A 24,585-nucleotide genomic window follows, 5' to 3' on the forward strand; every position below is an offset into this window, starting at 1 on the left:
CAGGCCTCTGCGCGTCAGTGCAGGGGCTTTTTTTTGCCTGCCGTGCAGCACGCCGACATGCTGACGGTCAAAAAACTGTGGGAAGCGGGCTGAGCAGACATGATGCTTGTCACAAAAATGATATTCAAGTTTCAAAAGTGTCGATTTCGTATTGTCCAGTTTGGTTTCAGTGAGATAGGTTCGCTGAACGGATCGATAACAGGGGATTGATTCCGGGGACTCGGCGCCGACCTATTGCAGGCGGTGCCGGATTACACCGCCAAGGCGGTTCTCTTTGATTTGGAAGGGAATTCAATGTCGAACGAGTCTTTCCGCAAGCGTCCGCGCACGCTTACCGTCCTGGGCGCCACCGCCCTGACTTGCCTGCTACTGGCAACGCCTGCGTTTGCCGGCGAGGTCTACCTGGACGGTCTTGCCACCGCCCAAACCCATCAGAAATTCATCGTGACCTACAAGGACGGCAGCACGGCGCTGGCCAGTCCCACCGTGCTGAGCACTTCGCTGCGCACCGCCGCACGTGCGGTGCCGGCCAAGGCCGGCAAGGCACTGGGCCTGGCTTCTGTCCGCCGTCTGGCGCTGGGGCCTGAATTGATCAAGGCCGACCGCACGCTGGACCGCGCCGAGGCCGAAACCTTGATGCGCCAGCTGGCCGCCGACCCGAATGTGCAGAGCGTGGAAGTCGACCAGATCCTGCATGCCACGCTGACACCCAACGACACCCGGCTGTCCGAGCAATGGGGCTTTGGCACCACCAACGCCGGCCTCAACATCCGTCCGGCCTGGGACAAGGCGACCGGCACCGGCGTCGTGGTGGCGGTGATCGATACCGGCATCACCACCCATGCCGACCTCGCTGCGAACATCCTGCCCGGCTACGACTTCATCAGCGACGCGACGGCTGCGCGCGATGGCAATGGACGCGACAGCAACCCTGCGGACGAGGGCGACTGGTATGCCGCCAACGAGTGCGGCACCGGGATTCCGGCCTCCAACTCCAGCTGGCACGGCACCCATGTGGCCGGCACGGTTGCCGCGGTGACCAACAACAGTACCGGCGTGGCTGGTACCGCCTACAACGCCAAGGTCGTGCCGGTGCGCGTGCTCGGCAAGTGTGGCGGCTCGTTGTCGGACATCTCCGACGCCATCGTCTGGGCATCGGGCGGCAGCGTCAGCGGCATTCCGGCCAACGCCAACCCGGCCGAGGTCATCAACATGTCGCTCGGCGGTGGTGGTGCCTGCTCGACCACCATGCAGAACGCGATCAGCGGCGCGGTGTCGCGCGGTACCACGGTGGTGGTGGCGGCGGGCAACAGCTCGGCCAACGTGTCCGGCTCGCTGCCGGCCAACTGCGCCAACGTGATCGCGGTGGCGGCCACCACCTCGGCGGGCGCCAAGGCCAGCTATTCCAACTTCGGTGCCGGCATCGATGTGTCAGCCCCCGGCTCGGCGATCCTGTCCACGCTCAACAGCGGCACCACCACCCCGGGCAGTGCCAGCTACGCGTCCTACAACGGCACCTCGATGGCGGCGCCGCATGTGGCCGGCGTGGTCGCGCTGGTGCAGTCGGTCGCACCGACCGCGCTCACTCCGGCAGCGGTGGAAACCTTGCTGAAGAACACCGCGCGCGCGTTGCCGGGTGCCTGTTCCGGCGGTTGTGGCGCCGGCATCGTCAATGCCGACGCCGCAGTGACGGCGGCCATCAGCGGCAGCAACGGTGGTGGCGGTGGCGGAACCGGCAACACGCTGACCAACGGCACGCCGGTCACCGGCCTGGGCGCGTCCAGCGGTGCGGAGCTGAACTACACCATCGCCGTTCCTGCTGGCAGCGGCACGCTGACAGTGGCGATCAGCGGCGGCACCGGCGATGCAGACCTGTACGTGCGCGCCGGCAGCGCACCGACCGACACCACCTACGCCTGCCGTCCGTACCTCAGCGGCAATGCCGAAACCTGCAGCATCAGCGCGCCATCGGGCACGTACTACGTGCGGGTCAAGGCGTACAGCACGTTCTCTGGCGTGACCTTGAGCGCCAGCTACTAAACGTTGCCGCTCGACGCTGTTGCGCTGTCTGGCCGGCTGGCCAGGCAGCGCCGACCCGGCGCTGCATCCCATCTGCGATGTCCGCCCACGTCTGCCGTTTCGGCAGGCGCAGGCAGGGCAGTGCCGCTCGGCCGGAATGGACACCGGTCAGTCGTTTCGACGGGCGTCATCGCCCGTTTCGTCCGGCCCGATCCGCGGTGTTGCGGCAAGGGCTCGGCCACCTCGCCGCAGCTGCGGTACTTCTTACTTTCTTGAGGAACGATCGATGTCCAATGTGTCGCAACGTCGTGCACCTGCACGCGCACTGGTGGTGCTGGGTGTTTCCGCGCTGACCTCCCTGCTGGCCGTGCCGGCGTTTGCCGGTCAGGTCAATTTGTCTGGCCTGGAATCGCAGCCCACGCTGGACCGCTTCATCGTCAAGTACAAGGACGGCAGCAGCCCGGCAGTGAGTCCGACGTCGATGCGCGCATCGCTCAATTCCGTCGCCAGCGCGGTGCCGGCCCGCGCCGGTCGCGCGCTGGGTTTGAACCACGTGCGCCGCACCGCGCTGGGGTCGGAAGTGCTCAAGGCCAGCCGTGGCCTGGACCGTGCCGAAGCCGAGACGCTGATGCGCCGCATCGCCGCCGATCCGAGCGTGGACTACGTGGAAGTCGACCAGATCATGTATCCGACCCTGACCCCGAACGACACGCGGCTGTCCGAGCAGTGGGGCTTCGGCACCACCGCGTCCAGCATCAACGTGCGCCCGGCCTGGGACACCGCTACCGGCACCGGCGTGGTGGTGGCGGTGATCGACACCGGCATCACCAGCCACCCGGATCTCAACGCCAATGTGCTGCCGGGCTACGACTTCATCAGCGATGCGGCGCGCGCACGCGACAACAACGGCCGCGACAACAATCCGGCCGACCAGGGCGATTGGAGCGCAGCCAACCAGTGCTTCTCGGGTTCGCCGGCTTCCAACTCGAGCTGGCACGGTACCCATGTGGCCGGCACGATTGCTGCGGTCACCAACAACAGCACCGGTGTGGCCGGGACCGCGTTCAATGCGCGCGTCGTGCCGATCCGTGCCCTGGGCCTGTGCGGTGGCACCACCTCCGATATCGCCGACGCCATCGTGTGGGCCTCCGGCGGCACGGTGTCCGGCGTACCGGCCAACGCCAATCCGGCCGAGGTGATCAATATGTCGCTGGGCGGCAACGGCACCTGTTCCAGCACCTATCAGAACGCCATCAACGGTGCGGTGTCGCGCGGTACCACGGTGGTGGTGGCGGCCGGCAACAGCAATGCCAACGTGGCCAACTTCACCCCGGCCAGCTGCGCCAACGTGATCTCGGTGGCGTCGATCACCTCGGCCGGCGCGCGTTCTAGCTTCTCCAACTTCGGCAGCACCATCGACATCTCCGGTCCGGGCTCGGCGATCCTGTCGACCTTGAACAGCGGCACCACCACGCCGGGCAGCGCCAGCTACGCGTCCTACAACGGCACCTCGATGGCGGCCCCGCACGTGGCCGGCGTGGTTGCGCTGGTGCAATCGGCGGCCAGCCGTCCGCTGACGCCGGCGGCGGTGGAAACCCTGCTGAAGAACACCGCACGTCCGTTGCCGGGTGCCTGCTCGGGCGGCTGCGGTGCCGGCATCGTCAACGCGGCCGGTGCGGTCAGCCAGACCCCGTAAGGCGACGGCGAGGCGCGATGCCGGCCTGACCGCCGGCATCGACGTCGGGCCGGCCCCGACGCCGCTGTCGGTGTTTTGAAACCTGCACTGCCCCGCTTCGGCGGGGCAGTGTGCGTTTGGGCCTTGGCCAGACCTGGGCATTGGTCAACCGGCGGCGGCAATGGCTGAACAAAGCGCTTGGCATTGACTACCGACCGCTTCAGCCACGCGGATGGCATGCCGATAGCCAGCCGACGTGAGGTATGGCCGTGTGCAACCGCCCCACGATCAGGCAGTGCGCGTCGCAGAGGGTGTCAGCGCGTTGTCTTCCGAACGTTCAACGCCTTGGGGAGGGTTGATCCATGTCGCATGTCTCGGTTGGTGTGCTGCGCCACGCTGTGTTTGTCTGTGCGTTGTCCTGCACGTTTTATGCCACGGCCGGCGAGGTCAGTCTGCAAGGGCTGGCGTCCAGTTCCACCCATCAACGTTTCATCGTCAGCTACAAGGACCGTGTCGGCAGCAGCCGCGCGACCGGCCTGTCTGCGCCGTGGCGCGAGATCGCCAGCGTCGTGCCTGCACAGCGCGGGCGCGTGCTGGGGTTGTCCGCCACGCGCCGGCTCAGCACCGGCCCGATGCTGTTGGTGGCCGATCGCAAACTGGATCGCGTGGATGCGGAAAGCCTGATGCGGCGCCTTGCCGCCGACCCGGCCGTCAAACGTGTGGAAGTGGACGTATTGATGCGCCCCTTGCTGGTGCCCAACGATCCCGGCGTGTCCCAGCAGTGGGCGATGGGCACCAGCACCGCCGGTCTCAACATCCGGCCGGCATGGGACCGCACCACCGGCAAGGGCATCGTGGTGGCGGTGATCGATACCGGCATCACCAAACATCCGGATCTGGACGCCAATGTGCTGCCCGGCTACGACTTCATCGTCGACCCGGCGACCGCGCGCGACGGCAATGCGCGCGACGCCAGTGCCACCGACCAGGGCGACTGGACGGCGGCAAACGAATGCGGGCCCGGTGCGTCCGCCTCCAGCTCCAGCTGGCACGGCACGCATGTGGCCGGCATCGTGGCGGCGGTCGGCAACAATGCAGGCGGCGTGGTCGGCACGGCGTTCAATGCCAAGGTGCTGCCGCTGCGCGTATTGGGCCGCTGCGGCGGGTACATGTCCGATATCGCCGATGCGATCGTCTGGGCATCGGGCGGCAAGGTCACCGGTGCGCCGGCCAATCCGAATCCGGCCACGGTGATCAATCTGTCGCTGGGCGGTGCGGGGAGTTGTTCGACAACGCTGAGCACGGCCATCGCCGGTGCGGTGACGCGGGGGAGCTCGGTGGTGGTGGCGGCAGGCAACAGCAATATGGATGTGGCCACCAGCGTGCCGGCCAATTGCCCGAACGTGATCGCAGTGGCGGCCACCACCTCGGCGGGCGCCAAGGCCAGCTTCTCCAACTTCGGCAAAGGCGTGGATATTGCAGCGCCGGGGCAGGCCATCGTCTCCACGCTCAACAGCGGCACCACGGTGCCGGGGACTGCGGCCTACGCGTCCTACAGCGGCACCTCGATGGCCGCGCCGCATGTGGCTGGCGTGGTGGCGCTGATGCAGTCGGTGGCACTGAATCCGCTCACGCCGGCCACGGTGAAAGCACTGCTCAAGAGCAGCGCCCGGCCGTTGCCGATTGCCTGCACGCAGGGGTGCGGTGCGGGGCTGGTCAATGCCGATGGCGCGGTGGCGGCGGTGATCGCGTCGACCACCTTGGCCAGGAATGCGGCACGTACCGGATTGAGTGCAGCGCAGTCGGATGTGCTGTATTACCAGATCGATGTGCCGGCCGGCACGCGCGCGCTCAAGGTGGCGCTCAACGGGGGCAGCGGCAATGCCGATCTGTCGCTACGCGCAGCGGCACTGCCCACCGACACCGCCTACACCTGCCGCAGCCTGCTGCCGGGCAATGCCGACAGCTGCACGCTGAACGCACCGGTGGCCGGCACGTATTACGTGCGGTTGAAAGCGACGTTGGCGTTTTCAGGCGTCAGCGTCACGGCGGCGTACTGAGTATCGCGGGAACACCCCTGCCGATGCGGCGTAAGGCCGCCGACACACCGGCTGCGCTCGCCACCAGGTGGGCGCGGCCGATGCTGGCTGCGGTTGTGCCACGCGTACGTTCCGGTGCTGAGCATGCCGTCCATGCGGACCTGACGGGGGCGCGCTACGGTTTGTTGACCGCTCCTACTCGCACAGCACGCAAGCCCGTGCACTGAGGGCCTGCAATAGCTGCGCGCCGGGCAATTCCAGCAGCAACCCGCGTTGGCCGGCGTTGATCCACAGCGCCGGTGCGTCCAGCGCGGTGGCTTCGATCAGCACCGGCGCCTGCCGTTGCTGGCCGAGCGGGCTGATACCGCCCACCTTGTAGCCGGTGCGACGTTCGGCATCGGTCACGTCCATCATGCGAGCGGACTTGCCGCCGCACGCGCTGGCCAGTTGTTTCAGCGACAGGCGCCGGTTGCAGGGAATGACCGCGCACACGGCCAGGTCGTCGACCCAGGTCATCAATGTTTTCAGCACCGTCTGCGGTGCCAGCCCCAGCGCGTTTGCCGCCTGCAGGCCTTTGGCATCTGCGTCGGGTTGATAGTCGTAAGGGTGCAGCACGTAGGCCACGCCGGCAGCGTCCAATGCCTTGGTCGCGCGGGTGGCTTTGCTCATCGCCTCAGACCGATTCGAAGCGGTTGGCAGCGACGTTCTTGCGCACCTGTTCCGGGTTCCAGATCCGCCCGTTCATGGCGATGTAGACGCCGGCCGGCAGCGACTGCACCGCACCGACCGCGCAACCGATATTGAACTCCGCATCCGAGCCGCGGAAACGCGCCGGGTTGAGCGCGCCGGTCATCACGATGGTCTTGTCGACGATCGACTGCAGCACCTTGCCGGTTGCCACCATCGAATCGGTGCCATGGGTGATCAGTACGTGGCGGGTCGGCTGGGCGGCAATGGTGGCGCGGATCAGCTCGCGATCGGCATCGGTGATGTGCAACGAATCCTTGCGGATGATCGGAATGACCGAGAAGCGGAAGGTCACGCCCAGCTCCTTGAGGATCTGGCCGATCTGCGGGTCGCCGATCTGGTAATCGGATTTGTCGTCGAAGTAGATCTTGTCGATCGTGCCACCGGTGGTGACGATCAGGAGGTCTTCCATTGCTGCCAATCCTTCAAACGTGCGCGGTGCAGGCCGCGCGAGGGCCGTCATGATACGGCGCGGCGCCCCGCGCTGCAGGGCGCAGCCGTTAGCGCGGGGTACGTTTCTTGCCGAAGCGCGCGGCAACGCCGGGCCCGCTGACCAGCCCGATGACCAATAGCGCCAGCAGCAGTTCCAGCCACGCCAGCCCACGGACGTGGGGCTGGCTCCAGGCCGCCATCACGCCGTGACTGAACCAGCCCAGCGCAAAGGTGCCGGCCCAGAAGCGGGCACGGGCACTGCGCACGGCCAGCACGCCGGTCAGTGCCGGCGGCAGCGCGAAGACCAGCAAGGCGGCGGTGCGATGCGGGTCGTCGTGAAACCAGATCACGTACACCACCGCCAGCGCCAGCAGCGCAAGCGTCAGCAGCCAATGCACGGCGCGCAGGCTCACGGCGTGGCGAGCCGGCGCGCGATGTCGGCCACGCGGCGGCCGAGCGCGCGCGCCAGCAGGGTTTCGTCCTCGCTGGGTTGCGGGTCGCCAGCGGCGCCGGACACATGGCTGGCGCCGTACGGAGTGCCGCCACTGGTGGTGTGGCTGAGCGCGGCCTCGGTAAACGGGATGCCGACGATCAGGCAACCGTGGTGCAGCAACGGCAGGTGCATCGACAGCAGGGTGGATTCCTGGCCGCCATGCATCGATGCGGTGGAGGTGAACACGCCTGCCGGCTTGCCGGCCAGGGTGCCGGTGGCCCATTCGGCGCCCAGGCTGTCGAGGAAGTGTTTCATCGGTGCGGCCATGTTGCCGAAGCGGGTCGGGCTGCCCAGCAGCAGGCCGCTGCATTCGGCCAGATCGACGCGGTCCACATACGGCGCGCCTTCGTCAGGCACCGGTGGGGCGCTGGTCTGGGTGACCGCAGCCACCGGCGGCACCGTGCGCAGCCGCGCATTCATGCCCGGCACCTCGCCGATGCCGCGCGCGATCTGCCGCGCCAGCCGCGCCACCGAGCCGCCGCGGCTGTAATACAGCACCAGAATCTCCGCCATCGTGCCTCTGCCGCCTGTTGAGTTGCCGCAGTATCGGCCATGCCGCCGCCTGCCTGCACGCCGCAGGTGCGACAAGGCCGCGATGACGGCGCATCGGGTACCCTTGCGCGATGTCGCGTGTGAACAAACTCCACCAATGGAAAGAGCGTCTGCGCGATCGCGCGCGGACGGTGAGCTTCGGGCGCTTTCTGTGGCGCCGCTTTCTGGACGACCGCCTGTTCCAGGCAGCGGCCTCGCTGGCCTACACCACGGTGTTTGCGCTGGTGCCGCTGGCCATCGTGGTGTTCGGCGTATTGTCGGCGTTTCCTGCATTCAACGAGTGGAAGGACGCGCTCACCGACTTCATCTTCAACAATTTCGTGCCCGGCGCCGCGCGCTCGGTGCAGAACTATCTCAACCGCTCGCTCGAGGATCTGGGCAAGTTCACCGTCGCCGGTATGGTGGCGCTGGTGGCCTCGTTGCTGATCACCCTGCACAGCATCGAGCAGACCTTCAACAGCATCTGGCGGGTGGCTGCCGCGCGGCCCAAGGTGACGCGGTTCTTGATTTACTGGACCGTGCTGACCCTGGGCACGATGCTCGCCGCCGCCTCGATGGCGATGGCGGCCTACGTGTTCGCGCTGCCGCTGTTCCGCACCACCGAAGGCCAGTGGCTGGCCGAATTCGCCTGGCGGCTGGCACCGATGGCGGTGGAGTTCGTCTGCATCGTGCTGATCTACCGCGTGGTGCCGCAGCATGCGGTGCGCCTGCGGCACGCGCTGCCTGGCGCGCTGCTGGCGGTGATCCTGATGGAAATCGTCAAGTGGGGCTTCGGCTTCTATCTGGGCAATTTCCAGACCTATCAGCGCATCTACGGCGCGCTGTCGGCGCTGCCGATCCTGCTGCTGTGGATTTATCTGAGCTGGGTGTCGGTGTTGCTGGGCGCGTCGCTGGCGTCGTCGATGTCCGCATTCCGCTATCAGCCCGAAGCCATGCGCCTGCCGCCGGGCTTCGAAATTTATGGCCTGCTGCGCCTGCTCGGCCGGTTCCGGCAGGCGCGCATCCACGGCAATGGCCTGGACGAAGACCGCATCCTGGCGCTGGAGCCGATGCTCACCGACACGCTGATGCAGGAGCTGCTGTGCGAGCTCAAACGCATCCGCCTGCTGCGGCGCGACGAACGCGGCCAATGGCTGCTGGCGCGCGATCTGGACGTGGTGCCAATGGCCGAACTCTACGAAAACTGCCAGCTGCGCGTGCCGATCGAAGACCGCCCGCTTCCGTGCCGCGACGATGCCTACGGCCAGGCCGCCGCCGCCGCGCTGGAACAATTGCGTCAACCGTTGCGTGGCGTGCTGGCGCAACCGGTCGGCGACCTCTACACCCACCTCCCCGGAGATCCCCTATGACGATGCGTCTTGTGCGCGGCGCATGCGCGCTGCTGTTGCCGCTGTTGATCCTGACCGCCTGCAAGCCTACCGGCGAGGGCACCCCCGCTGCGGCCGATTCGGCGGCTGCGCCTGCCGCAACCACCCAGACACCCGAAAAACCCGCCGCTGACCCGGCAAGCGCGGCCAATACCTCGGTGGTGCAGCAGACCGCCGAGATGCCCAAGCTGTCGCTGCCCACGGTGTCGGGAGAGACCTACGACCTGGCCGCGCATCGCGGCAAGTGGGTGGTGGTCAACTTCTGGGCCACCTGGTGCGCGCCTTGCCTGAAGGAAATGCCGGAGCTGTCGGCACTGCACACCATGCGCGACAGCGTCGAAGTGGTCGGCCTTGCCTATGAAGACATCACCGCCGCCGACATGCAGGCGTTTTTGAAGGATCACCCAGTGTCTTACCCGGTGGCGATCCTGGACCCGTATCAGCCGCCGCAGGACTTCGCCACGCCACGCGGCCTGCCGATGACCTATCTGATCGGTCCGGACGGCAAGGTCGCCAAGCAGTTTCTCGGCCCGGTCACCGCCCGCGACATCGAAGCGGCGGTCGGCATCACCGGCAAGGCGGGGTGATGCAGGCGGCGCGCTTTGTGGTCAGCGGGACAGTGCAGGGCGTGTGGTACCGCGCCTCCACCCGCGAGCGCGCGCTGGCGCTGGGCCTGTACGGGCACGCCCGCAACCAGCCGGACGGCAGCGTGGAGGTGGTCGCCGCCGGCAGCCAGGCCGCACTGGATGCGTTGGAAATCTGGCTGTGGCAGGGCCCGCCAGCGGCGCAGGTGACGTCGGTGACACGCACGGCGTGCGCGGTTCCGCCGACTGAAGAATTTGTAACTGGCTGAGTGCGTGCCGCCACGGCGGGGCAACAGAGTTGCGTTGCCTCGCCGATAACCTTCTCAACGCGATCAGGCGTTCAGGGGAATGTAATGGCCGCTCCATCTCAAGATCACAACGACGGGCACGCTCCGGCGGCACATCGCCGCAATCGCCAGCTGACGCAGGTCGGGCCGTGGCTGTATCTCGGCGCGCTGCTGGGCAGTGGCTGGTTGTTGTTCGTGCAGCCGTCCACCCGCGTCCTGCAGCCCGAACAGGCGGCCACCAGCTGGCTGCTGGCGTGGACGTTCGGCGGCATCGTGATCGGTGCGGTGGCGTGGAGCCTGCGTCTGGCCCGTCGCGGCCTGGTGCAGCCATCGGCGACCTACCCGATGTCGGCACGCCTGCCCGAATCGTGGACCGATGCCTATGCGGCGTTGCTGCGCCCGGCGGCTCCGACCGCGCTTGCCGCACCCCGCCTCGACCCGAACGACACCCAGCGTGGCGCCGCCTGGCACCGCTTCGGCGCCGGCATGCTCAGCGCCGAAACCTTCGACCCCAACGATGCCACCCGCGCGCCATGGGATGGACTGGACGCCCAGGCCTGCATCGCACGCCTGGACGAAGTGCGCACCGCCTGGCAGAACGCCTCGGTCAACCGCACGCTGCAGCAGGAGCGCCGTTATTGGCTCGACGTGGTGCTGTCGCTGCTCGATCACGGCGTGATGCGCCCACTGCAGGACGGCTACCTGCCCGACACCGCCGCACTGCGCACCGAGCGCTTCCTGCTGGGCGCCGACGCGGGCCCGATCGTGCTGGCCGATGTGCCGGCCCTGTTCGCACGCCGCCTGGCCTTGGCCATCGAGGCGATGCCTGCCGCACAACGCGATGCGGCAGGCGTGCAGTGGCGGCTGCTGCAGCAACTGCATGCATTGGTGGCCGAAGGCCGCATGCTGGACGAGCGCTCGCAGGTGATCCAGGTGCTGGCATGGAACCCGGACGTGGACCTTGACCAGGTCGAAGTGGCCTACATCCTGGCCGCCGAATACCGAGAAGGCATGCGCGACTGGTTGCGCCGCGCTGCGCTGGTCCGTTTGCCCGACAGCGCCCTGCGCCTGGATGAAGTGCTGTTGTCGTCCTGCAGCCCGCTCGGCGCGCAGGCCGACGATGTGGACTATATGGAAGCGATGCGCCCGCTGCACCGCGGTTTCATGCAGTTGTTCAGTCAGCGCCTGAGCCAGCTGGTGCTGCAGGCCGAGCAGGCCGAACGCCAGGCCGGCCTGCATCCGCTGCCGCGCGCCACCGCGGCCAGCGACGAAGTCTCTCAGGACTGGCCGGCGTAATCGTCGATCGGTTCCAGCACGCCGTAGCGCTCCTTATGCGGTTTGCCGTGCAAGGGCGGCAGCGCTAGCGGCTCGTCGGGCACCGAAGTATCCGGCAGCCGATCCAGTAGATCGCGGATCAGGCTCAGCCGGCCACGTTTCTGGTCGTTGAAGTCCACTAGCGTCCACGGCGCATCCGGGATATGGGTCACTTCGAGCATGCGCTCGCGCGCGGCGGTGTAATCGTCGTATTTGGTGCGCGATTGCAAGTCTACCGGCGACAGCTTCCAGCCCTTGAGCGGGTCTTCGTGACGCTCGGCAAAGCGGTCTTCCTGCTCGGCCTGGTCCACGCACAACCAGTACTTGAACAGCAGAATGCCGTCATCGACCAGCATCTGTTCAAAGCGAGGCGCCTGCTCCAGAAACGCCTCGTATTGCGCGTCGGTGCAATAGCCCATCACCCGCTCCACGCCGGCGCGGTTGTACCAGCTGCGGTCCATCAGGACCAACTCGCCGCCGGCCGGCAGATGCGCCACATAGCGCTGGAAATACCACTGCGTGCTTTCGCGGTCGTTGGGCTTGGGTAGCGCCACCACCCGGCACTGGCGCGGATTGAGATGGCTGGCGATGGTCTGGATCACGCCGCCCTTGCCGGCGGTGTCGCGGCCTTCCACCAGCACCAGGGCGCGTTGATTGGTGTGGCGCAGCCAGCGCGCCATGCCGACCAACTCCAACTGCAGCGGTGCCAGCAACTTTTTGTAGGCCTTGCGTTTCAGGTGCGACATGCAGGTTCCGTTCGGCGATCGAACACCCAGGCTATTCGCCCAGCCGTGGACGCAATGTCGCCAGATTGCACGGCTTGGTGCGCGCATCCAACTGCGCACCCACGATCTTTTCCCACGCCGTGCGGCACGCCGAGGTGGAGCCGGGCAGGCAGAATACGAAGCTGTGATTGGCCAGCCCCGCAAACGCGCGCGATTGCAGCGAAGACGTGCCGATCTCTTCCATGCTGATGGCGCGGAACATCTCGCCGAAGCCCGGCATGATCTTGTCCAGCAGCGGTGTGATCGCCTCCGGCGTGCTGTCGCGGCCCGTAAAGCCGGTGCCGCCGGTGACCAGGATGCCGTCCACCTGCGCATCGGCAATCCACGCAGAAACAATTGCACGCATGCGGTAACGGTCGTCCGGACACAGCGCACGGTCGTGCAGCACGTGGCCTTCCTGGGTGAGGGTATCGGCCAGGTAATCGCCGGAGCGGTCGTCGGCCAGCGTGCGGCTGTCGGACACGGTCAGCACGCACAGGCGCAGGGGGATGAAGTCGGGAGTAGAAGGCATGGCCGCAGCGTAACCAGCTGCCGCGGCCGGGTACAGCGCCGCGGTGTGAATTTGAGGGAAGCCGAGCGGTGGGGATCGCTCACTGCTGGAATTCGGTCAATGGTGGACGTCGATCAGTGTTGGGCTATCGAGCGTCAGCCACTACGCGCGCTGCGACTCTCAGCGTGCAGTGACAAAAGCCCCCCTCCTGCGGGAGAGGGGTTGGGGTGAGGGTACGGGCGAAGCCTCAATGGCAGCACTTGCTACATGGGTGAGCACAAGGCCGCAGCGATCAGCAGAGCCCCGAGGATCGGCGATCGGTCGCAGCCTGCGCATGGCAGGCTTGCTCGCACCCGCATCCGGCGCTGCGCGCCACCTTCTCCCGACGAGAGAAGCGAGCAGGTCTATCGGCAGTTTTTGGCCTAATGCCGCTGCAGTAAGAGCGGGTAACAAACGTAGCGAGCAGTTGTCAGGTAGGTGTGGATGACGCGCTCAGAACCGGAGTGTACGGAGCGATCCATGCCGCACCGAGCACCGGCCGCGCCGGCCTGGCGGCTGCACAGTAGTGTTGTTAGCTGTTCTAAATCGCGCCTTGAGCCACAGCGGCCCACACCATCGCTTCAGCGCCGCATCCCACCAACCACCATCTAAACCCCCAACCAACCACGCTCCCGCGCCATCGTCTGCAGCAGGGCCGCAAGATCGTCCGCAAAGCCATCCATATCGAAAACGCCACTGCGCTGTCGTTGCTCAGCTAGCCGCGCACGCAGATCGGCCAACGCATCCGCATCGCTTGCCAATGCCACTGCCTTGGCCACAAATGCAGCGTCGTCGGCCACGTTCATCTCTTCCAGCCCCAGATACTGATTGAGGCTGCCCGCCACCCGCGCGGTAAACGTTTCGCCGGGCGTGGTCAGTACCGGGCAACCCGCCCACAACGCATCGGAGGCGGTGGTGTGCGCGTTATAAGGATGCGTATCCAGAAACAGATCCGCGTGCCGGTAACGCGCCAGATACTGCGGGTGGGGCAACTTCGGCATGAAGACCAGGCGCTGCGCATCCACGCCTTGCGCCTGTGCTGCCGCACGCAGCCGCGCATCGGCCTGGCCCGGCCCCGATAATAGCCACAGCACGCTGCCGGGCACCGCACGCAGTACCGCCAGCATGCGCGCCATGCTGCGCGGATTGAGTTTGTAGCTGTTGTTGAAACAGCAAAACACCCGGCCCTGCGCGGGCAAACCGCACGCGGTGCGCGATGGCGGCTCGCCAGGCGTGCGCGTGGTGTCCGACGGCTGAAACACGCGGTTCAAGCGCAGCACCTGCTCGCTGTAAAACGGCGCCAGCGACGGTGGTAGCGCAAAGGCGTCGCCCAGCACGTAGTCCATCCACGGCGCACCCGAGGTACCCGGGTATGCCAGCCAATTGATCTGCACCGGCGCCGGCCGCAGCGCGAAGACTTCCGGGCGTCCGCCACCGCCCCAGCCGCGCAGATCGAACAACGCGTCGATGCCCTGCGCACGGATGTGCTGGGCGGTGGCCAGATGCCCAAGCGCGGTGACATCGTGCAGCGTCGTGGCCTGGGTCAGGCGCGCGCGAATCGCGCTGCCGTCGTCGTGGCTGGTCGCGAACAGGTGCAGCTGCAGCTCCGGTTGGCGCCGCTGCAATGCCTCGAACAATGCCACCGTCAACACACCGGTGGGATGCGCGCCGAAGCCATTGGACACGAAGCCCACGCGCAACCCGCCGCGGCTGCGTAGCGCAACTGGTGGCAGTTGCTGCAGGCTTGAAGCGATGGCCTGCGCGCGCGTGCGCGCACAGGCCAGTTGCTCGGCCGCAGTGGCGTCTTCGCTCAGGAACGCGAACGGCTCCACCACCGCTGCGCCATGCGCCACGGCGTTACGGACCTGCGCGGCCAAGGCATCCAGACCGCGCCAATCGCATAAACGACGTCGCCAGTTGAGCAGCTGCGCGGCGATGTACGGCTCGTCGGGCAGCAGGTGATACGCGCGTGTATAGGCCGCTGCCGCTTGCTCCGGCTGATCGGCGTCTTCCAAGGCATGGCCCAGCCACAGCGCAATGCCCGGATGCTGCGGCACCAGGTCTGATGCCTGCTGCAGCAGACGCGAGGCCTCGGCGTGCCGCTGTTGCGCCCAACGCACGCGCCCAAGCCGCGCAATCGCTTCCGGGTGGCCGGGATGCAAGGCCACCGCGCGTTGCACGGCCAACTCGCCGGCAGCGATGCCGCCCATGCCGAGTTCGGCATCGGCCAGCATCAACCACGCAACGAAATCGCCGGGCTGCCGCTGCACCGCTTCGCGCAGCTGCAGTAGCTCGCGCGGGACGTTGGCACTCACGGGCTGTCGCTCAACCGCGCCAGTTCGTCGGCCTGATGCTCGTGCAGCAACCGTGCGACCAACGCATCCAGATCGCCTTCGATGATGTTGGGCAGGTCGTATAGCGTGAGGCCTTCGACACGGTGGTCGGTGATGCGGCCCTGCGGAAAGCTGTAGGTGCGGATGCGTTGGCTGCGGTCGCCGCTGCCCACCTGCAACTTGCGCGTCTGCGCTTCGGCGGCCGCGGCCTTGCTGCGTTCGGCTTCCACCAATTGCGCCTTCAGGCGCTTCATCGCCTTGTCGCGATTGGCATGCTGGCTGCGCTCGGTCTGGCATTCCACCACCACGCCGCTGGGCACGTGGGTGATGCGGATGGCCGATTCGGTCTTGTTGACGTGCTGGCCGCCGGCGCCGGACGAACGGAAGGTATCCACCTTCAAATCCGCCGGATTGATCGCGATCTCTTCCACGTCGTCGGCTTCGGGAATGATCGCCACCGTCGCCGCCGAGGTATGGATACGGCCCTGCGACTCGGTCGCGGGCACGCGCTGCACGCGATGGGTGCCGGATTCGAACTTCAGCCGCGAATACGCGCCGCGCCCGACCACGCGTGCCACCACTTCTTTGTAGCCGCCGTGTTCGCCGGGGCTGTCGGATTCGATTTCGACCTTCCAGCCCTGGCGCTCGGCATAGCGTGCGTACATGCGGAACAGGTCGCCGGCAAAGATCGCCGCCTCATCGCCGCCGGTGCCGGCGCGCACTTCCAGAAACAGGTTGCCGTCGTCGCGCGGATCGCGCGGGACCAACAGCAATGCCAGCTGCGCATCCAGTTCGTCCAGGCGCGCTTGTGCCGCAGCGATCTCCTCTTCGGCCAACTCGCGCATTTCCGGGTCGTTGCGCATGGCTTCGGCCGCGCTCAGGTCGGCCTTGGCGCGCGCCTCGTCTTCCAGCGCAACGGCCACCGGCTCCAGTTGCGACAGCTCGCGCGACAGGCTGCGGAACTTGTCGTTGTTGTTGACCACGTCCGGGTCGGACAACAGGTGCTGCAGTTCTTCGCGGCGCTCGGCCAGCGCTTCGAGCTTACGGCGCAGGGTCGGCGTCATCAGTCCTCACGATCGGGGTAGCTACAGGGGGATGTTGATAACCGGGCTTTTCCGGAAACAGCCGGTCGGCCGCGCTGGTCAATTCCAGGTCGTTGTTGAGCGCGGCATCGCGCAGCGCGGCGGTCGGCGGGTGCAACAAGCGGTTGGTCAGCGCATGCGCCAGCTGCTCCAATACTTCGTCGGCCGGCTTGCCGTTGCTCAACTGTTGACGCGCCTTGGCCAGCAGTTCGTCGCGGGTGCTGTCGCCGAACGCGCGCAGCCGCTTGAGCGGTGCCTGGCGCGCGTTGGCCTGCACGGTCTCGACATAGCGCGCCACCTGCAGGTCGATGATCGCCTCGGCCTGGTCTGCGGCTTCGCGGCGGCTGCGGCGGTTGTCTTCGACTGCGCGTTCCAGATCGTCCACGGTGTACAGGTAGGCATCGCTCAGCGTGGCTACCGAGGCTTCGATATCGCGCGGCACCGCCAGGTCGAACAACAGCATCGGCTTGCGTTTGCGCGCGCGCAGCGCCTGTTCCACCTGCACCCGCGTGATGACCGGCTCGCGCGCGGCGGTGGCCGAAAACACCACATCGGCCTCGGCCAGATGGCGTTCCAGATCCGTCAGCGGCAAGGCATAGCCGCCGTGCTGGCTGGCCAGTGTCTGCGCATGCGCAAGGGTGCGATTGGCGATCAACAGGCGCCGCACGCGGCCTTCGCTCAGGTGCTTGGCGGCCAGCTCGATGGTTTCGCCGGCGCCGACCAGCAACACGGTCGATTCGTTGAGCCGGGCAAAGGACTCCTGTGCCAGGCGCACGGCGGTGGAGGCCACCGACACCGGGTTGGCGCCGACACGGGTATCGGTCCGCGCGCGCTTGGCCACCGAAAAGGTCTGCTGGAACAGCCGATCCAACCCGCTGCCCAGCGCGCCATGCGCGCGCGCCACCGCCCAGGCATCTTTCACCTGGCCCAGGATCTGCGGCTCGCCCAGCACCATCGAATCCAGCCCGGTAGCGACCCGGAACAAGTGGCGCACCGCGTCCGCATCCTGATGCTGGTACAGATAGCTACTCAATCCCGGCGCATGCGCGTCCAGCCAGCCGGCCAGCGCCTGTGCATCGTCGGCCACCGCATACAGCTCGGTGCGGTTGCAGGTGGACAGCAGCGCGGCCTCGCGCACCTGCGGCAAGGCCCGCAACGATTCGAGCGCGCGCGGTAGCGCGTCACCTGCGAACGCCGCGCGTTCGCGCAGGTCCACAGGTGCGGTCTGGTGATTCAGTCCGAGCACCCACAACGTCATTGTTCAGTTGCTTGCGATAAGCTGGCGGCCATTCAGGGCCCCATTTTACGGCCCGGTTGCCCCCGATGCCTGTACCGATTCGCATCCTGAGTGTTCTTTTGCTGGTAGCAGTGTCCGCCAACGCCACGGCAGCACCCAAGAAAGCACCGCCCGCTCCACCCGCCAGCAGTGCCGGCGCCACCTCGCTGGAACCTGTGCTCGCCGGCGAATTCGCCTTGCAGGCCGGGCAGCTGGACGAAGCTGCACGCGCTTATCTGGACGCCGCCAAGGCCGAGGCCGGCGACGCCGGGCTGGCCGAGCGCGCCGCCCGCATCGCCATGCTGGCCAACGACGACCCGCGTGCCATCGAAGCCCTGGCGCTATGGCGCGCCCGCGCGCCATCGTCGATGTCGATGCGCAGCACCGAAGCCTCGCTGGCCCTGCGCCGCAACGATCTGCGCACCGCGCGCCGCGACTTGCTGGGCCTGCTCAAAGAACCCGACCCGCGCGGCTGGCGCTTTGCATTGATCGCGCTGGCCAATGGCGGCCGCGAGCCGGAAGCCTCGGCCGACGTACTCGAAGACCTGGTCAAGGCCGGCGCCATCCCCAACCAGATCGAGGTGTGGCAGGAATTCGGCCGGCTCGCGCTGCGCATGGAGCGCCCGGCGCTGGCCAAACGCATCGTCGACGAAGTGGTGCGCCGCTTCCCCGAAGAGCCGCGCGTGGCCTTGCTGCATGCCACCCAGCTGCAGCAGGAAGGCAAGAACGACGAAGCGCTGGCGCTGCTGAAGAACGTCGAACCGCAGGCGGTGAAGGATTCCGAGCTGCGCGGCGCGCTGGCCTTCGCCTACGACGCCATGGGCCAGACCGAAGCGGCGGCGCGCGTGCTGTCCACCGGCCCGCAGGACACCCAGACCTACGGCCTGCGCGCGTCCATGCTCGCCAAAGAGAAGGACCGCACCGCGTTGGAGGCGCTGTATGGCGAGCTCAAGAGCAGCGCCACCAAGCCCGCCCCGGATCGCCGCCTGCTGCTGGGCAAGATCGCCGAATTCCTCAAGCGTTACGACGAAGCGGTGGAGTGGTACCGCGGCGTACCCGGCGGGCCGCAGATGAGCGAAGCCCGCTTGCGCGCCGCCAGCGCGCTGTACGAGCTGGGCCGCAAGCCTGAAGCCTTGGCCGAAGTACGTGCATTGCAGGGCGATGCCAGCGCCGACGACGATGCCCGTCGCGATGCCTATGTGCTGGAAGCCGAGCTGCATCAGCGCGCCGACGACGCCCCGGGCGAGCTGGATGCCTTCGAACGTGGCTTGGCCGCCTACCCGGACGACAGCGCGCTGCTGTACGCCCGCGGCCTGGCCTGGGAGCGTCGCGACGACGTGGCGCGCGCTGAGGCCGACCTGCGCAAGATCCTGGTCGCCGAGCCGGAAAACGTGGCGGCCTTGAACGCGCTGGGCTACACCCTGGCCGACCGCACCACCCGCTACAAGGAAGCGCTGGCGCTGATCGATCGCGCCCGCACCGCCGACCCGGACAACCCGGCCATCGTCGACAGCTATGGCTGGGTGCTGTATCGCATGGGCCGCGCCAAGGAAGCGCTGGTGCAGCTGCGCCGCGCCTGGGCGCTGGTCAAGGACCCGGAGATCGCCGCGCACGTGGGAGAGGTGCTGTGGGTCAGCGGCAAGCAGGACGAGGCGCGGCGCTACTTCGACGAAGCCCGCCGCTTGGATCCTGATAACCGCGCGCTGCAACGCGCCGTGGAAAAGTTCGGGCTATGAGCGCTGTACGACGCGCGCTGGCCCTGAGCGGGCTGGTGCTGGTCGGCCTGTCCGGATGCGTCAGCGTGCCGCGCGGGCAGGGCGGCGGCGCGGCGGTGGTCGAGCGCGTGTCGGATCAAGCACGTATTGCCGAAGCGGCGCGCCAGGCCTGGCTGCAGGCCCATCCGCAATGGTCGTTTCAGGGGCGGGTAGCGATCAGCAAGGACCGTAACGGCGGCAGCGGACGCATCGACTGGCAGCAGAACGGCCCGCAGTACCGCGTGCAGCTCAGTGCCCCGGTGACCCGGCAGAGCTGGGTGCTCACCGGCGATACCACTACCGGCGCCGGTCGGCTCGAAGGGCTGGACGGCGGTCCGCGCAGCGGCCCAGATGCCGAGCAGGTCTTGCTGGAAGCGACCGGCTGGACCATCCCGTTCAATCAGATGCCGGACTGGGTGCGCGCGCTGCGCATTGCCGATGCCGGCACGCAGCGCGTCGATCTCGACGCTGCCGGGCGCCCGCGCACCGTGCAACAGGATGGCTGGACCATCGAATTTCTCGCCTGGGCGCCGGCCGGCGACGGCCAGCCCGCGCTGCCGCAACGCATCGAAGCCCATAACGGCAGCGCCAAGGTCCGTCTGCTGGTGGATCAGTGGACGGTATCGCCCTGATGGCAGCGCTGGACGGCTGGTCGGCGTGGCCTGCGCCGGCCAAGCTGAACCTGTTTCTGCAGATCGTCGGGCGCCGTGCCGACGGCTACCACCTGCTGCAGACCGTGTTCCGGCTGCTGGACTGGGGGGACACCATTCATCTTCGTTTGCGCAGTGACGGCCTGATCCGGCGCATCGGCGACAGTTTGCCCGGCGTCGCTGAAGACGATGACCTGGTGATCCGCGCCGCGCGCCTGCTGCAATCGTCCACCGGCACGCGGGCGGGTGCGGAGATCCGCGTCGACAAGCGCATCCCCGCCGGTGGCGGATTTGGCGGCGGTTCGTCGGACGCGGCAACTGTGCTGGTCGCGCTCAACGCCTTGTGGAGCTTGGGCTTGCCGGTCGATGCATTGGCCGCGCTGGGTCTGCAGCTGGGTGCGGACGTGCCGGTCTTCGTCCGCGGACACAATGCCTGGGCCGAGGGCGTGGGCGAGCAACTCACCCCGATTGCGCTTGCGCAGGCCGCGTATGTGCTGGTCGATCCAGGCGTTCACGTGCCCACGCCGGCGTTATTTCAATCACAGGAATTGACGCGGGATGCTGCTCCCGTGAAAATAGCGGACTTCGCTTCCGGTTCTCTGCTCGACAATGCGTTCGAGCCGGTCCTGCGGCGCCGCGAACCCGCCGTCGAGGCTGTGTTCCAGGCGCTATCCCAGATCGGCACGCCACGTTTGACCGGGTCGGGAAGTGGGTGTTTCGTCGAATTCGCCACGCGCGCTGCCGCAGAGCAGGCCTTGGCGCAGTTGCCGGACAGCCTGCGGGCGTGGGTGGTGGAGGGTGCAGCGCACTCGCCATTGCTCGACGCACTGGATGCAACAACGTTTTGATGCAGGGGCGTCGCCAAGAGGCCCAAGGCACCAGGTTTTGATCCTGGCATTCGTAGGTTCGAATCCTACCGCCCCTGCCAGTTGTTGATGCAGGTCCCTCTGCAAAAGTCGTACATGCAGGTCCCTCTGCAACAGCTCGCACATCCATGTGCGGGGGTTCAAAGAAAAGCCCGGCATTAGGTCGGCTCTCCCGTTCCACCATCGCCTGCCCGCTCTTCGCCGCCGCCCGAGAGATCCCATGCAAGACCAACGTAACCTGCTGGTGTTCTCCGGCAATGCCAACAAGCCGCTTGCCCAGAGCATCTGCAAGGAGCTCGGTGTGCGCATGGGCAAAGCGCTGGTCACGCGCTTTTCCGATGGCGAAGTGCAGGTCGAGATCGAGGAGAGCGTGCGCCGGCAGGAAGTGTTCGTCATCCAGCCGACCTGCGCGCCGAGCGCGGAAAACCTGATGGAGCTGCTGGTGCTGATCGACGCGCTCAAGCGCGCCAGCGCCGCCTCGGTGACTGCGGTGATCCCGTATTTCGGCTATTCGCGTCAGGACCGTCGCATGCGCTCCTCGCGCGTGCCGATCACCGCCAAGGTCGCCGCCAAGATGATCTGCGCGATGGAGGCCGACCGCGTGTTGACGGTCGACCTGCATGCCGACCAGATCCAGGGCTTCTTCGATGTCCCGGTCGACAATGTCTACGCTTCGCCGCTGCTGCTGGCCGACATCTGGCGCGCCTACGGCACCGACAACCTGATCGTGGTATCGCCCGACGTGGGTGGTGTGGTGCGCGCGCGCGCCGTCGCCAAGCGCCTGGACGACGCCGATCTGGCCATCATCGACAAGCGCCGTCCGCGCGCCAATGTCGCCACCGTGATGAACATCATCGGCGACGTGCAGGGCAAGACCTGCGTGCTGGTCGACGATCTGGTCGATACCGCCGGCACTTTGTGTGCGGCCGCCGCAGCGCTCAAGCAGCGCGGCGCGCTCAAGGTGGTGGCCTATATCACTCATCCGGTGCTGTCCGGCCCGGCGGTGGACAACATCAATAACTCACAGCTCGACGAGCTTGTGGTCACCGACACGATTCCGTTGAACGAAGCGGCGCGTACCTGCCCGAAGATTCGTCAGCTGAGCGTGGCCGAACTGCTGGCAGAGACCATCCGCCGCATCGCCTTCGGCGAATCGGTCAGCTCGCTCTACGTCGACTGATATCCCATTCGGCGCCCGGATCTCCGGGTGCCGTACTACGTCTCTCCTGGTCGCGGGTGAGACGCTTCATCGCCGCGAGGCGGTATTCCAATCTAGGTAGTGAAACAACATGGCAAAGACTCACGAAATCAAGGTCGAGCGCCGCGCGAACGAGGGGAAGGGTGCGAGCCGCCGCCTACGTCACGCTGGCGTCATTCCGGCCATCGTCTACGGTGGCGAACTCGAGCCGGTCAGCATCCAGCTCAACCACGAGCAGATCTGGCTCGCCCAGCAGAACGAGTGGTTCTACTCGTCGATCCTGGACCTGAACCTCAATGGCGACGTGCAGCAGGTGCTGCTGCGTGACATGCAGCGCCATCCGTTCAAGCAGTTGATCATCCACATCGACTTCCAGCGCGTCAGCGCCAACGAGAAGCTCAGCGCCGCGGTGCCGTTGCACTTCGTCAACGAAGCAACTTCGCCGGCTGGTAAGTCGAGCGAAGTGGTCGTGACCCACGAGCTCAACGAAGTCCAGGTGGTCTGCCTGCCGAAGGATCTGCCGGAGTTCATCGAAGTCGACCTCGGTGCGCTAGAAGTGGGCAACGTGATCCACTTGTCCGAAATCAAGCTGCCGGCCGGTGTGGAAATCCCCGAGCTGAAGCTGGGCAAGGAACATGACGTTGCCGTGGTTGCTGCCAAGCACGTGCGTGTCGAAGAAGAAGACGCTGCCGGTGAAGAAGGCAGCGAAGGCGCAGAAACCAAGTAATCCGTTGGCCGGTTCCTCGCATCTGCGGGGAATCGGCCGCGGTGACTGGCATGTCTGCACTTCGGCTGATCGTCGGGCTCGGCAATCCGGGCCCGGAACACGCGCAAACCCGGCACAACGCCGGGTTTCGTTTCGTCGATGCCCTCATCGAGCGCAGTGGCGCCCGCTGGGGTCTGGACAGCAAGTTGTTCGGCGAAACGGCCAAGGTCGATATCGCGGGGCAACCGGTCTGGCTGCTCAAGCCGGCCACCTTCATGAATCTCAGTGGCAAATCGATCACCGCCGCCCTGCGGTTCTGGAAGATCGAACCGGAGCAGATGCTCGTCGCACACGACGAACTGGATCTGGCGCCGGGCACGGCACGGCTCAAGTTCGACGGTGGACACGGTGGGCAGAACGGCCTGCGTGACACGATCCGCCTGCTCGGGCACGGCAAATTTCACCGCTTGCGCGTCGGTATCGGTCACCCTGGTCACAAGGACCGTGTGGTGCCGTGGGTGCTGGGGCGGGCAGGGCGCGACGATGATGCGGCAATCGGTACTGCAGTGGATGCGGCCATCGATGTGCTGCCGCTGGCGATGGGCGGCAATTTCAACGAAGCGATGAAGCGCCTGCATACCGCCAGGGACGCGTGATTGGGGAGTGGGGATTCGCAGCCGCGCGGCGACGAATCTCCACTCCCGAATCCCGAATCCCGGATGTGACCCATGGGTATCAAATGCGGCATCGTCGGCCTGCCCAATGTCGGCAAGTCGACTCTGTTCAATGCGCTGACCAAGGCGGGCATCGCTGCGGCCAATTTTCCGTTCTGCACCATCGAGCCGAACGTCGGCATCGTGCCGGTGCCGGACCCACGCCTCAACCAGCTGGCCGAGATCGTCAAGCCGCAGAAGCTGATTCCCACTGCGGTCGAGTTCGTCGATATCGCCGGCCTGGTTGCCGGTGCGGCGAGCGGCGAAGGCCTGGGTAACAAGTTCCTGGCGCACATCCGCGAAGTCGATGCGATCACCCACGTGGTGCGTTGCTTCGAGAACGATGACGTCATCCACGTCAACAACAAGGTCGACCCGATCGCCGATATCGAAACCATCGATACCGAGCTGGCGTTGGCCGACCTGGACAGCGTGGAAAAGGCGCTCAACCGCGCCGAACGCAGCGCCAAGGGCGGCGACAAGGACGCAGCCGCACGCAAACCGGTGCTGGCCAAGTTGCAGGCCGCGCTGGCCGAGGGTAAATCCGGCCGTGCAGCGGGTCTGGACGAGGAAGAGAAGGCGCTGGTGCGCGACCTGTTCCTGCTGACGCTCAAGCCGGTGCTCTACATCGCCAACGTGCTGGAAGACGGCTTTGAAAACAACCCGCACCTGGACGCAGTGCGTGCGCACGCCGCCACCGAGGGTGCAGAAGTGGTGCCGGTCTCGGCCGCCATCGAAGAAGAGCTGTCCCAGCTCGATGATGAAGATCGCGACACCTTTCTGGCCGATCTCGGTTTGAGCGAGCCCGGTCTGAATCGCGTCATTCGCGCCGCTTACACGCTGCTCGGCCTGCAGACCTACTTCACTGCAGGCGTCAAGGAAGTCCGCGCGTGGACGGTCAGGGCCGGCTCCACTGCACCGCAGGCGGCGGCGGTCATCCATACCGATTTCGAGAAGGGCTTCATTCGCGCCGAGACGATCGGCTTCGATGATTTCATCAAGTATCGCGGCGAAGCTGGCGCGCGAGACGCGGGTCGTCTGCGCCTGGAAGGCAAGGAATATCGGGTCCAGGAAGGCGATGTATTGCACTTCCGTTTCAACGTCTGATCCGGTGCGTGCGGCGCCGAGCTTCGCGCGTATTCAGCAGTGACGAAGGGTTCAAAATTTTTGTTGACACCGGGTGT

At 66.6% G+C, this 24,585-nt stretch carries 23 protein-coding genes, 1 tRNA gene and 1 other RNA gene; 15 read left to right on the forward strand and 10 right to left on the reverse strand.

From position 1 onward, the window contains the following. Window positions 1-294 precede the first annotated feature (294 nt). From ACCQ06_RS05350 to ACCQ06_RS05360, 3 genes are all read left to right on the forward strand, one after another. Window positions 295-2,040 carry a S8 family peptidase gene (locus tag ACCQ06_RS05350; RefSeq protein ID WP_316690761.1) on the forward strand — a complete coding sequence of 582 codons (1,746 nt, stop codon included), beginning with the start codon at window positions 295-297 and terminating at the stop codon, window positions 2,038-2,040. 265 nt (window positions 2,041-2,305) lie between these two features. Beyond that, window positions 2,306-3,715 (forward strand): S8 family peptidase, encoded by a 1,410-nt coding sequence (locus tag ACCQ06_RS05355; protein ID WP_316690763.1) that lies wholly within the window; start codon window positions 2,306-2,308, stop codon window positions 3,713-3,715. A gap of 341 nt (window positions 3,716-4,056) precedes the next feature. Next, the gene (locus ACCQ06_RS05360; protein ID WP_316690765.1) at window positions 4,057-5,754 is read left to right on the forward strand and encodes a S8 family peptidase; all 1,698 of its coding nucleotides are present in this window, start codon (window positions 4,057-4,059) and stop codon (window positions 5,752-5,754) included. Window positions 5,755-5,928: 174 nt separating this feature from the next. Here ACCQ06_RS05360 and ybaK read toward each other — a convergent pair whose 3' ends face one another. The 4 genes from ybaK to wrbA all read right to left on the reverse strand — a co-directional run bounded on the left by ybaK (window position 5,929) and on the right by wrbA (window position 7,918). Then, complete coding sequence (ybaK, locus tag ACCQ06_RS05365) at window positions 5,929-6,402, reverse strand: Cys-tRNA(Pro) deacylase (protein ID WP_316690766.1); 474 nt, start codon at window positions 6,400-6,402, stop codon at window positions 5,929-5,931. A gap of 4 nt (window positions 6,403-6,406) precedes the next feature. Beyond that, on the reverse strand, window positions 6,407-6,892 hold the full coding sequence (locus ACCQ06_RS05370; RefSeq protein ID WP_104614971.1) for an asparaginase domain-containing protein: 486 nt from the start codon (window positions 6,890-6,892) through the stop codon (window positions 6,407-6,409). An 88-nt stretch (window positions 6,893-6,980) separates the two neighbouring features. Then, window positions 6,981-7,325, reverse strand: a complete 345-nt coding sequence (locus ACCQ06_RS05375; protein WP_104614972.1) for a DUF2069 domain-containing protein — start codon at window positions 7,323-7,325, stop codon at window positions 6,981-6,983. Next, window positions 7,322-7,918, reverse strand: a complete 597-nt coding sequence (gene wrbA / locus ACCQ06_RS05380; protein ID WP_104614973.1) for an NAD(P)H:quinone oxidoreductase — start codon at window positions 7,916-7,918, stop codon at window positions 7,322-7,324. The genes ACCQ06_RS05375 and wrbA overlap by 4 nt, the downstream gene beginning before the upstream one ends. A gap of 110 nt (window positions 7,919-8,028) precedes the next feature. On the opposite strand from wrbA, the gene ACCQ06_RS05385 reads away from it, so the two are divergent. The 4 genes from ACCQ06_RS05385 to ACCQ06_RS05400 all read left to right on the forward strand — a co-directional run bounded on the left by ACCQ06_RS05385 (window position 8,029) and on the right by ACCQ06_RS05400 (window position 11,491). Continuing rightward, entirely contained in the window at window positions 8,029-9,306 is a 1,278-nt protein-coding gene (locus tag ACCQ06_RS05385; RefSeq protein ID WP_228324032.1) for a YihY family inner membrane protein, read from the forward strand. Then, entirely contained in the window at window positions 9,303-9,911 is a 609-nt protein-coding gene (locus ACCQ06_RS05390) for a TlpA family protein disulfide reductase (protein ID WP_104614975.1), read from the forward strand. The genes ACCQ06_RS05385 and ACCQ06_RS05390 overlap by 4 nt, the downstream gene beginning before the upstream one ends. Then, window positions 9,911-10,177: an acylphosphatase gene (locus ACCQ06_RS05395; RefSeq protein WP_228324031.1), complete on the forward strand. Its 267-nt coding sequence runs from the start codon at window positions 9,911-9,913 to the stop codon at window positions 10,175-10,177. The genes ACCQ06_RS05390 and ACCQ06_RS05395 overlap by 1 nt, the downstream gene beginning before the upstream one ends. Before the next feature lie 84 nt (window positions 10,178-10,261). Next, complete coding sequence (locus tag ACCQ06_RS05400) at window positions 10,262-11,491, forward strand: hypothetical protein (protein ID WP_316690772.1); 1,230 nt, start codon at window positions 10,262-10,264, stop codon at window positions 11,489-11,491. Here the strand turns inward: ACCQ06_RS05400 and ppk2 are convergent. From ppk2 to hemA, 6 genes are all read right to left on the reverse strand, one after another. Next, the gene (ppk2, locus tag ACCQ06_RS05405) at window positions 11,473-12,255 is read right to left on the reverse strand and encodes a polyphosphate kinase 2 (RefSeq protein ID WP_316690774.1); all 783 of its coding nucleotides are present in this window, start codon (window positions 12,253-12,255) and stop codon (window positions 11,473-11,475) included. The genes ACCQ06_RS05400 and ppk2 overlap by 19 nt on opposite strands. A 31-nt stretch (window positions 12,256-12,286) precedes the next feature. After that, window positions 12,287-12,805, reverse strand: a complete 519-nt coding sequence (moaB, locus tag ACCQ06_RS05410; RefSeq protein WP_104614979.1) for a molybdenum cofactor biosynthesis protein B — start codon at window positions 12,803-12,805, stop codon at window positions 12,287-12,289. Window positions 12,806-13,228: 423 nt separating this feature from the next. After that, window positions 13,229-13,305, reverse strand: a non-coding RNA gene (locus tag ACCQ06_RS05415) — sX9 sRNA. A gap of 126 nt (window positions 13,306-13,431) precedes the next feature. Further along, window positions 13,432-15,138 (reverse strand): O-linked N-acetylglucosamine transferase, SPINDLY family protein, encoded by a 1,707-nt coding sequence (locus ACCQ06_RS05420; protein ID WP_316690776.1) that lies wholly within the window; start codon window positions 15,136-15,138, stop codon window positions 13,432-13,434. Further along, a complete protein-coding gene (gene prfA, locus ACCQ06_RS05425) occupies window positions 15,135-16,220 on the reverse strand; it encodes a peptide chain release factor 1 (RefSeq protein WP_104614981.1) in 1,086 nt (361 codons plus the stop codon). Before prfA ends, ACCQ06_RS05420 begins: the two co-directional genes overlap by 4 nt. After that, on the reverse strand, window positions 16,198-17,496 hold the full coding sequence (gene hemA, locus ACCQ06_RS05430; protein ID WP_104614982.1) for a glutamyl-tRNA reductase: 1,299 nt from the start codon (window positions 17,494-17,496) through the stop codon (window positions 16,198-16,200). Before hemA ends, prfA begins: the two co-directional genes overlap by 23 nt. A 65-nt stretch (window positions 17,497-17,561) precedes the next feature. On the opposite strand from hemA, the gene ACCQ06_RS05435 reads away from it, so the two are divergent. The 8 genes from ACCQ06_RS05435 (at window position 17,562) to ychF (ending at window position 24,508) form a co-directional block, all read left to right on the forward strand. Further along, window positions 17,562-19,250, forward strand: coding sequence for a tetratricopeptide repeat protein (locus ACCQ06_RS05435; protein WP_228324029.1), 1,689 nt, complete (start codon window positions 17,562-17,564; stop codon window positions 19,248-19,250). After that, complete coding sequence (lolB, locus tag ACCQ06_RS05440) at window positions 19,247-19,900, forward strand: lipoprotein insertase outer membrane protein LolB (RefSeq protein WP_228324028.1); 654 nt, start codon at window positions 19,247-19,249, stop codon at window positions 19,898-19,900. The genes ACCQ06_RS05435 and lolB overlap by 4 nt, the downstream gene beginning before the upstream one ends. Further along, window positions 19,882-20,766, forward strand: a complete 885-nt coding sequence (gene ispE, locus ACCQ06_RS05445; RefSeq protein ID WP_228324027.1) for a 4-(cytidine 5'-diphospho)-2-C-methyl-D-erythritol kinase — start codon at window positions 19,882-19,884, stop codon at window positions 20,764-20,766. The genes lolB and ispE overlap by 19 nt, the downstream gene beginning before the upstream one ends. 3 nt (window positions 20,767-20,769) lie before the next feature. Continuing rightward, a tRNA-Gln gene (locus ACCQ06_RS05450) sits at window positions 20,770-20,846 on the forward strand. Between the two features lie 158 nt (window positions 20,847-21,004). Further along, on the forward strand, window positions 21,005-21,964 hold the full coding sequence (locus ACCQ06_RS05455; protein ID WP_055851346.1) for a ribose-phosphate diphosphokinase: 960 nt from the start codon (window positions 21,005-21,007) through the stop codon (window positions 21,962-21,964). 109 nt (window positions 21,965-22,073) lie between these two features. After that, window positions 22,074-22,709 (forward strand): 50S ribosomal protein L25/general stress protein Ctc, encoded by a 636-nt coding sequence (locus ACCQ06_RS05460; RefSeq protein ID WP_104614987.1) that lies wholly within the window; start codon window positions 22,074-22,076, stop codon window positions 22,707-22,709. 50 nt (window positions 22,710-22,759) lie between these two features. Continuing rightward, complete coding sequence (gene pth / locus ACCQ06_RS05465) at window positions 22,760-23,344, forward strand: aminoacyl-tRNA hydrolase (protein WP_104614988.1); 585 nt, start codon at window positions 22,760-22,762, stop codon at window positions 23,342-23,344. Between the two features lie 72 nt (window positions 23,345-23,416). Then, window positions 23,417-24,508: a redox-regulated ATPase YchF gene (ychF, locus tag ACCQ06_RS05470; protein WP_316690783.1), complete on the forward strand. Its 1,092-nt coding sequence runs from the start codon at window positions 23,417-23,419 to the stop codon at window positions 24,506-24,508. Window positions 24,509-24,585 lie beyond the last annotated feature (77 nt).

This window comes from Xanthomonas sp. NCPPB 4467 (genome assembly GCF_041475665.2).
In the GTDB taxonomy this organism is placed as follows: domain Bacteria; phylum Pseudomonadota; class Gammaproteobacteria; order Xanthomonadales; family Xanthomonadaceae; genus Xanthomonas; species Xanthomonas dyei.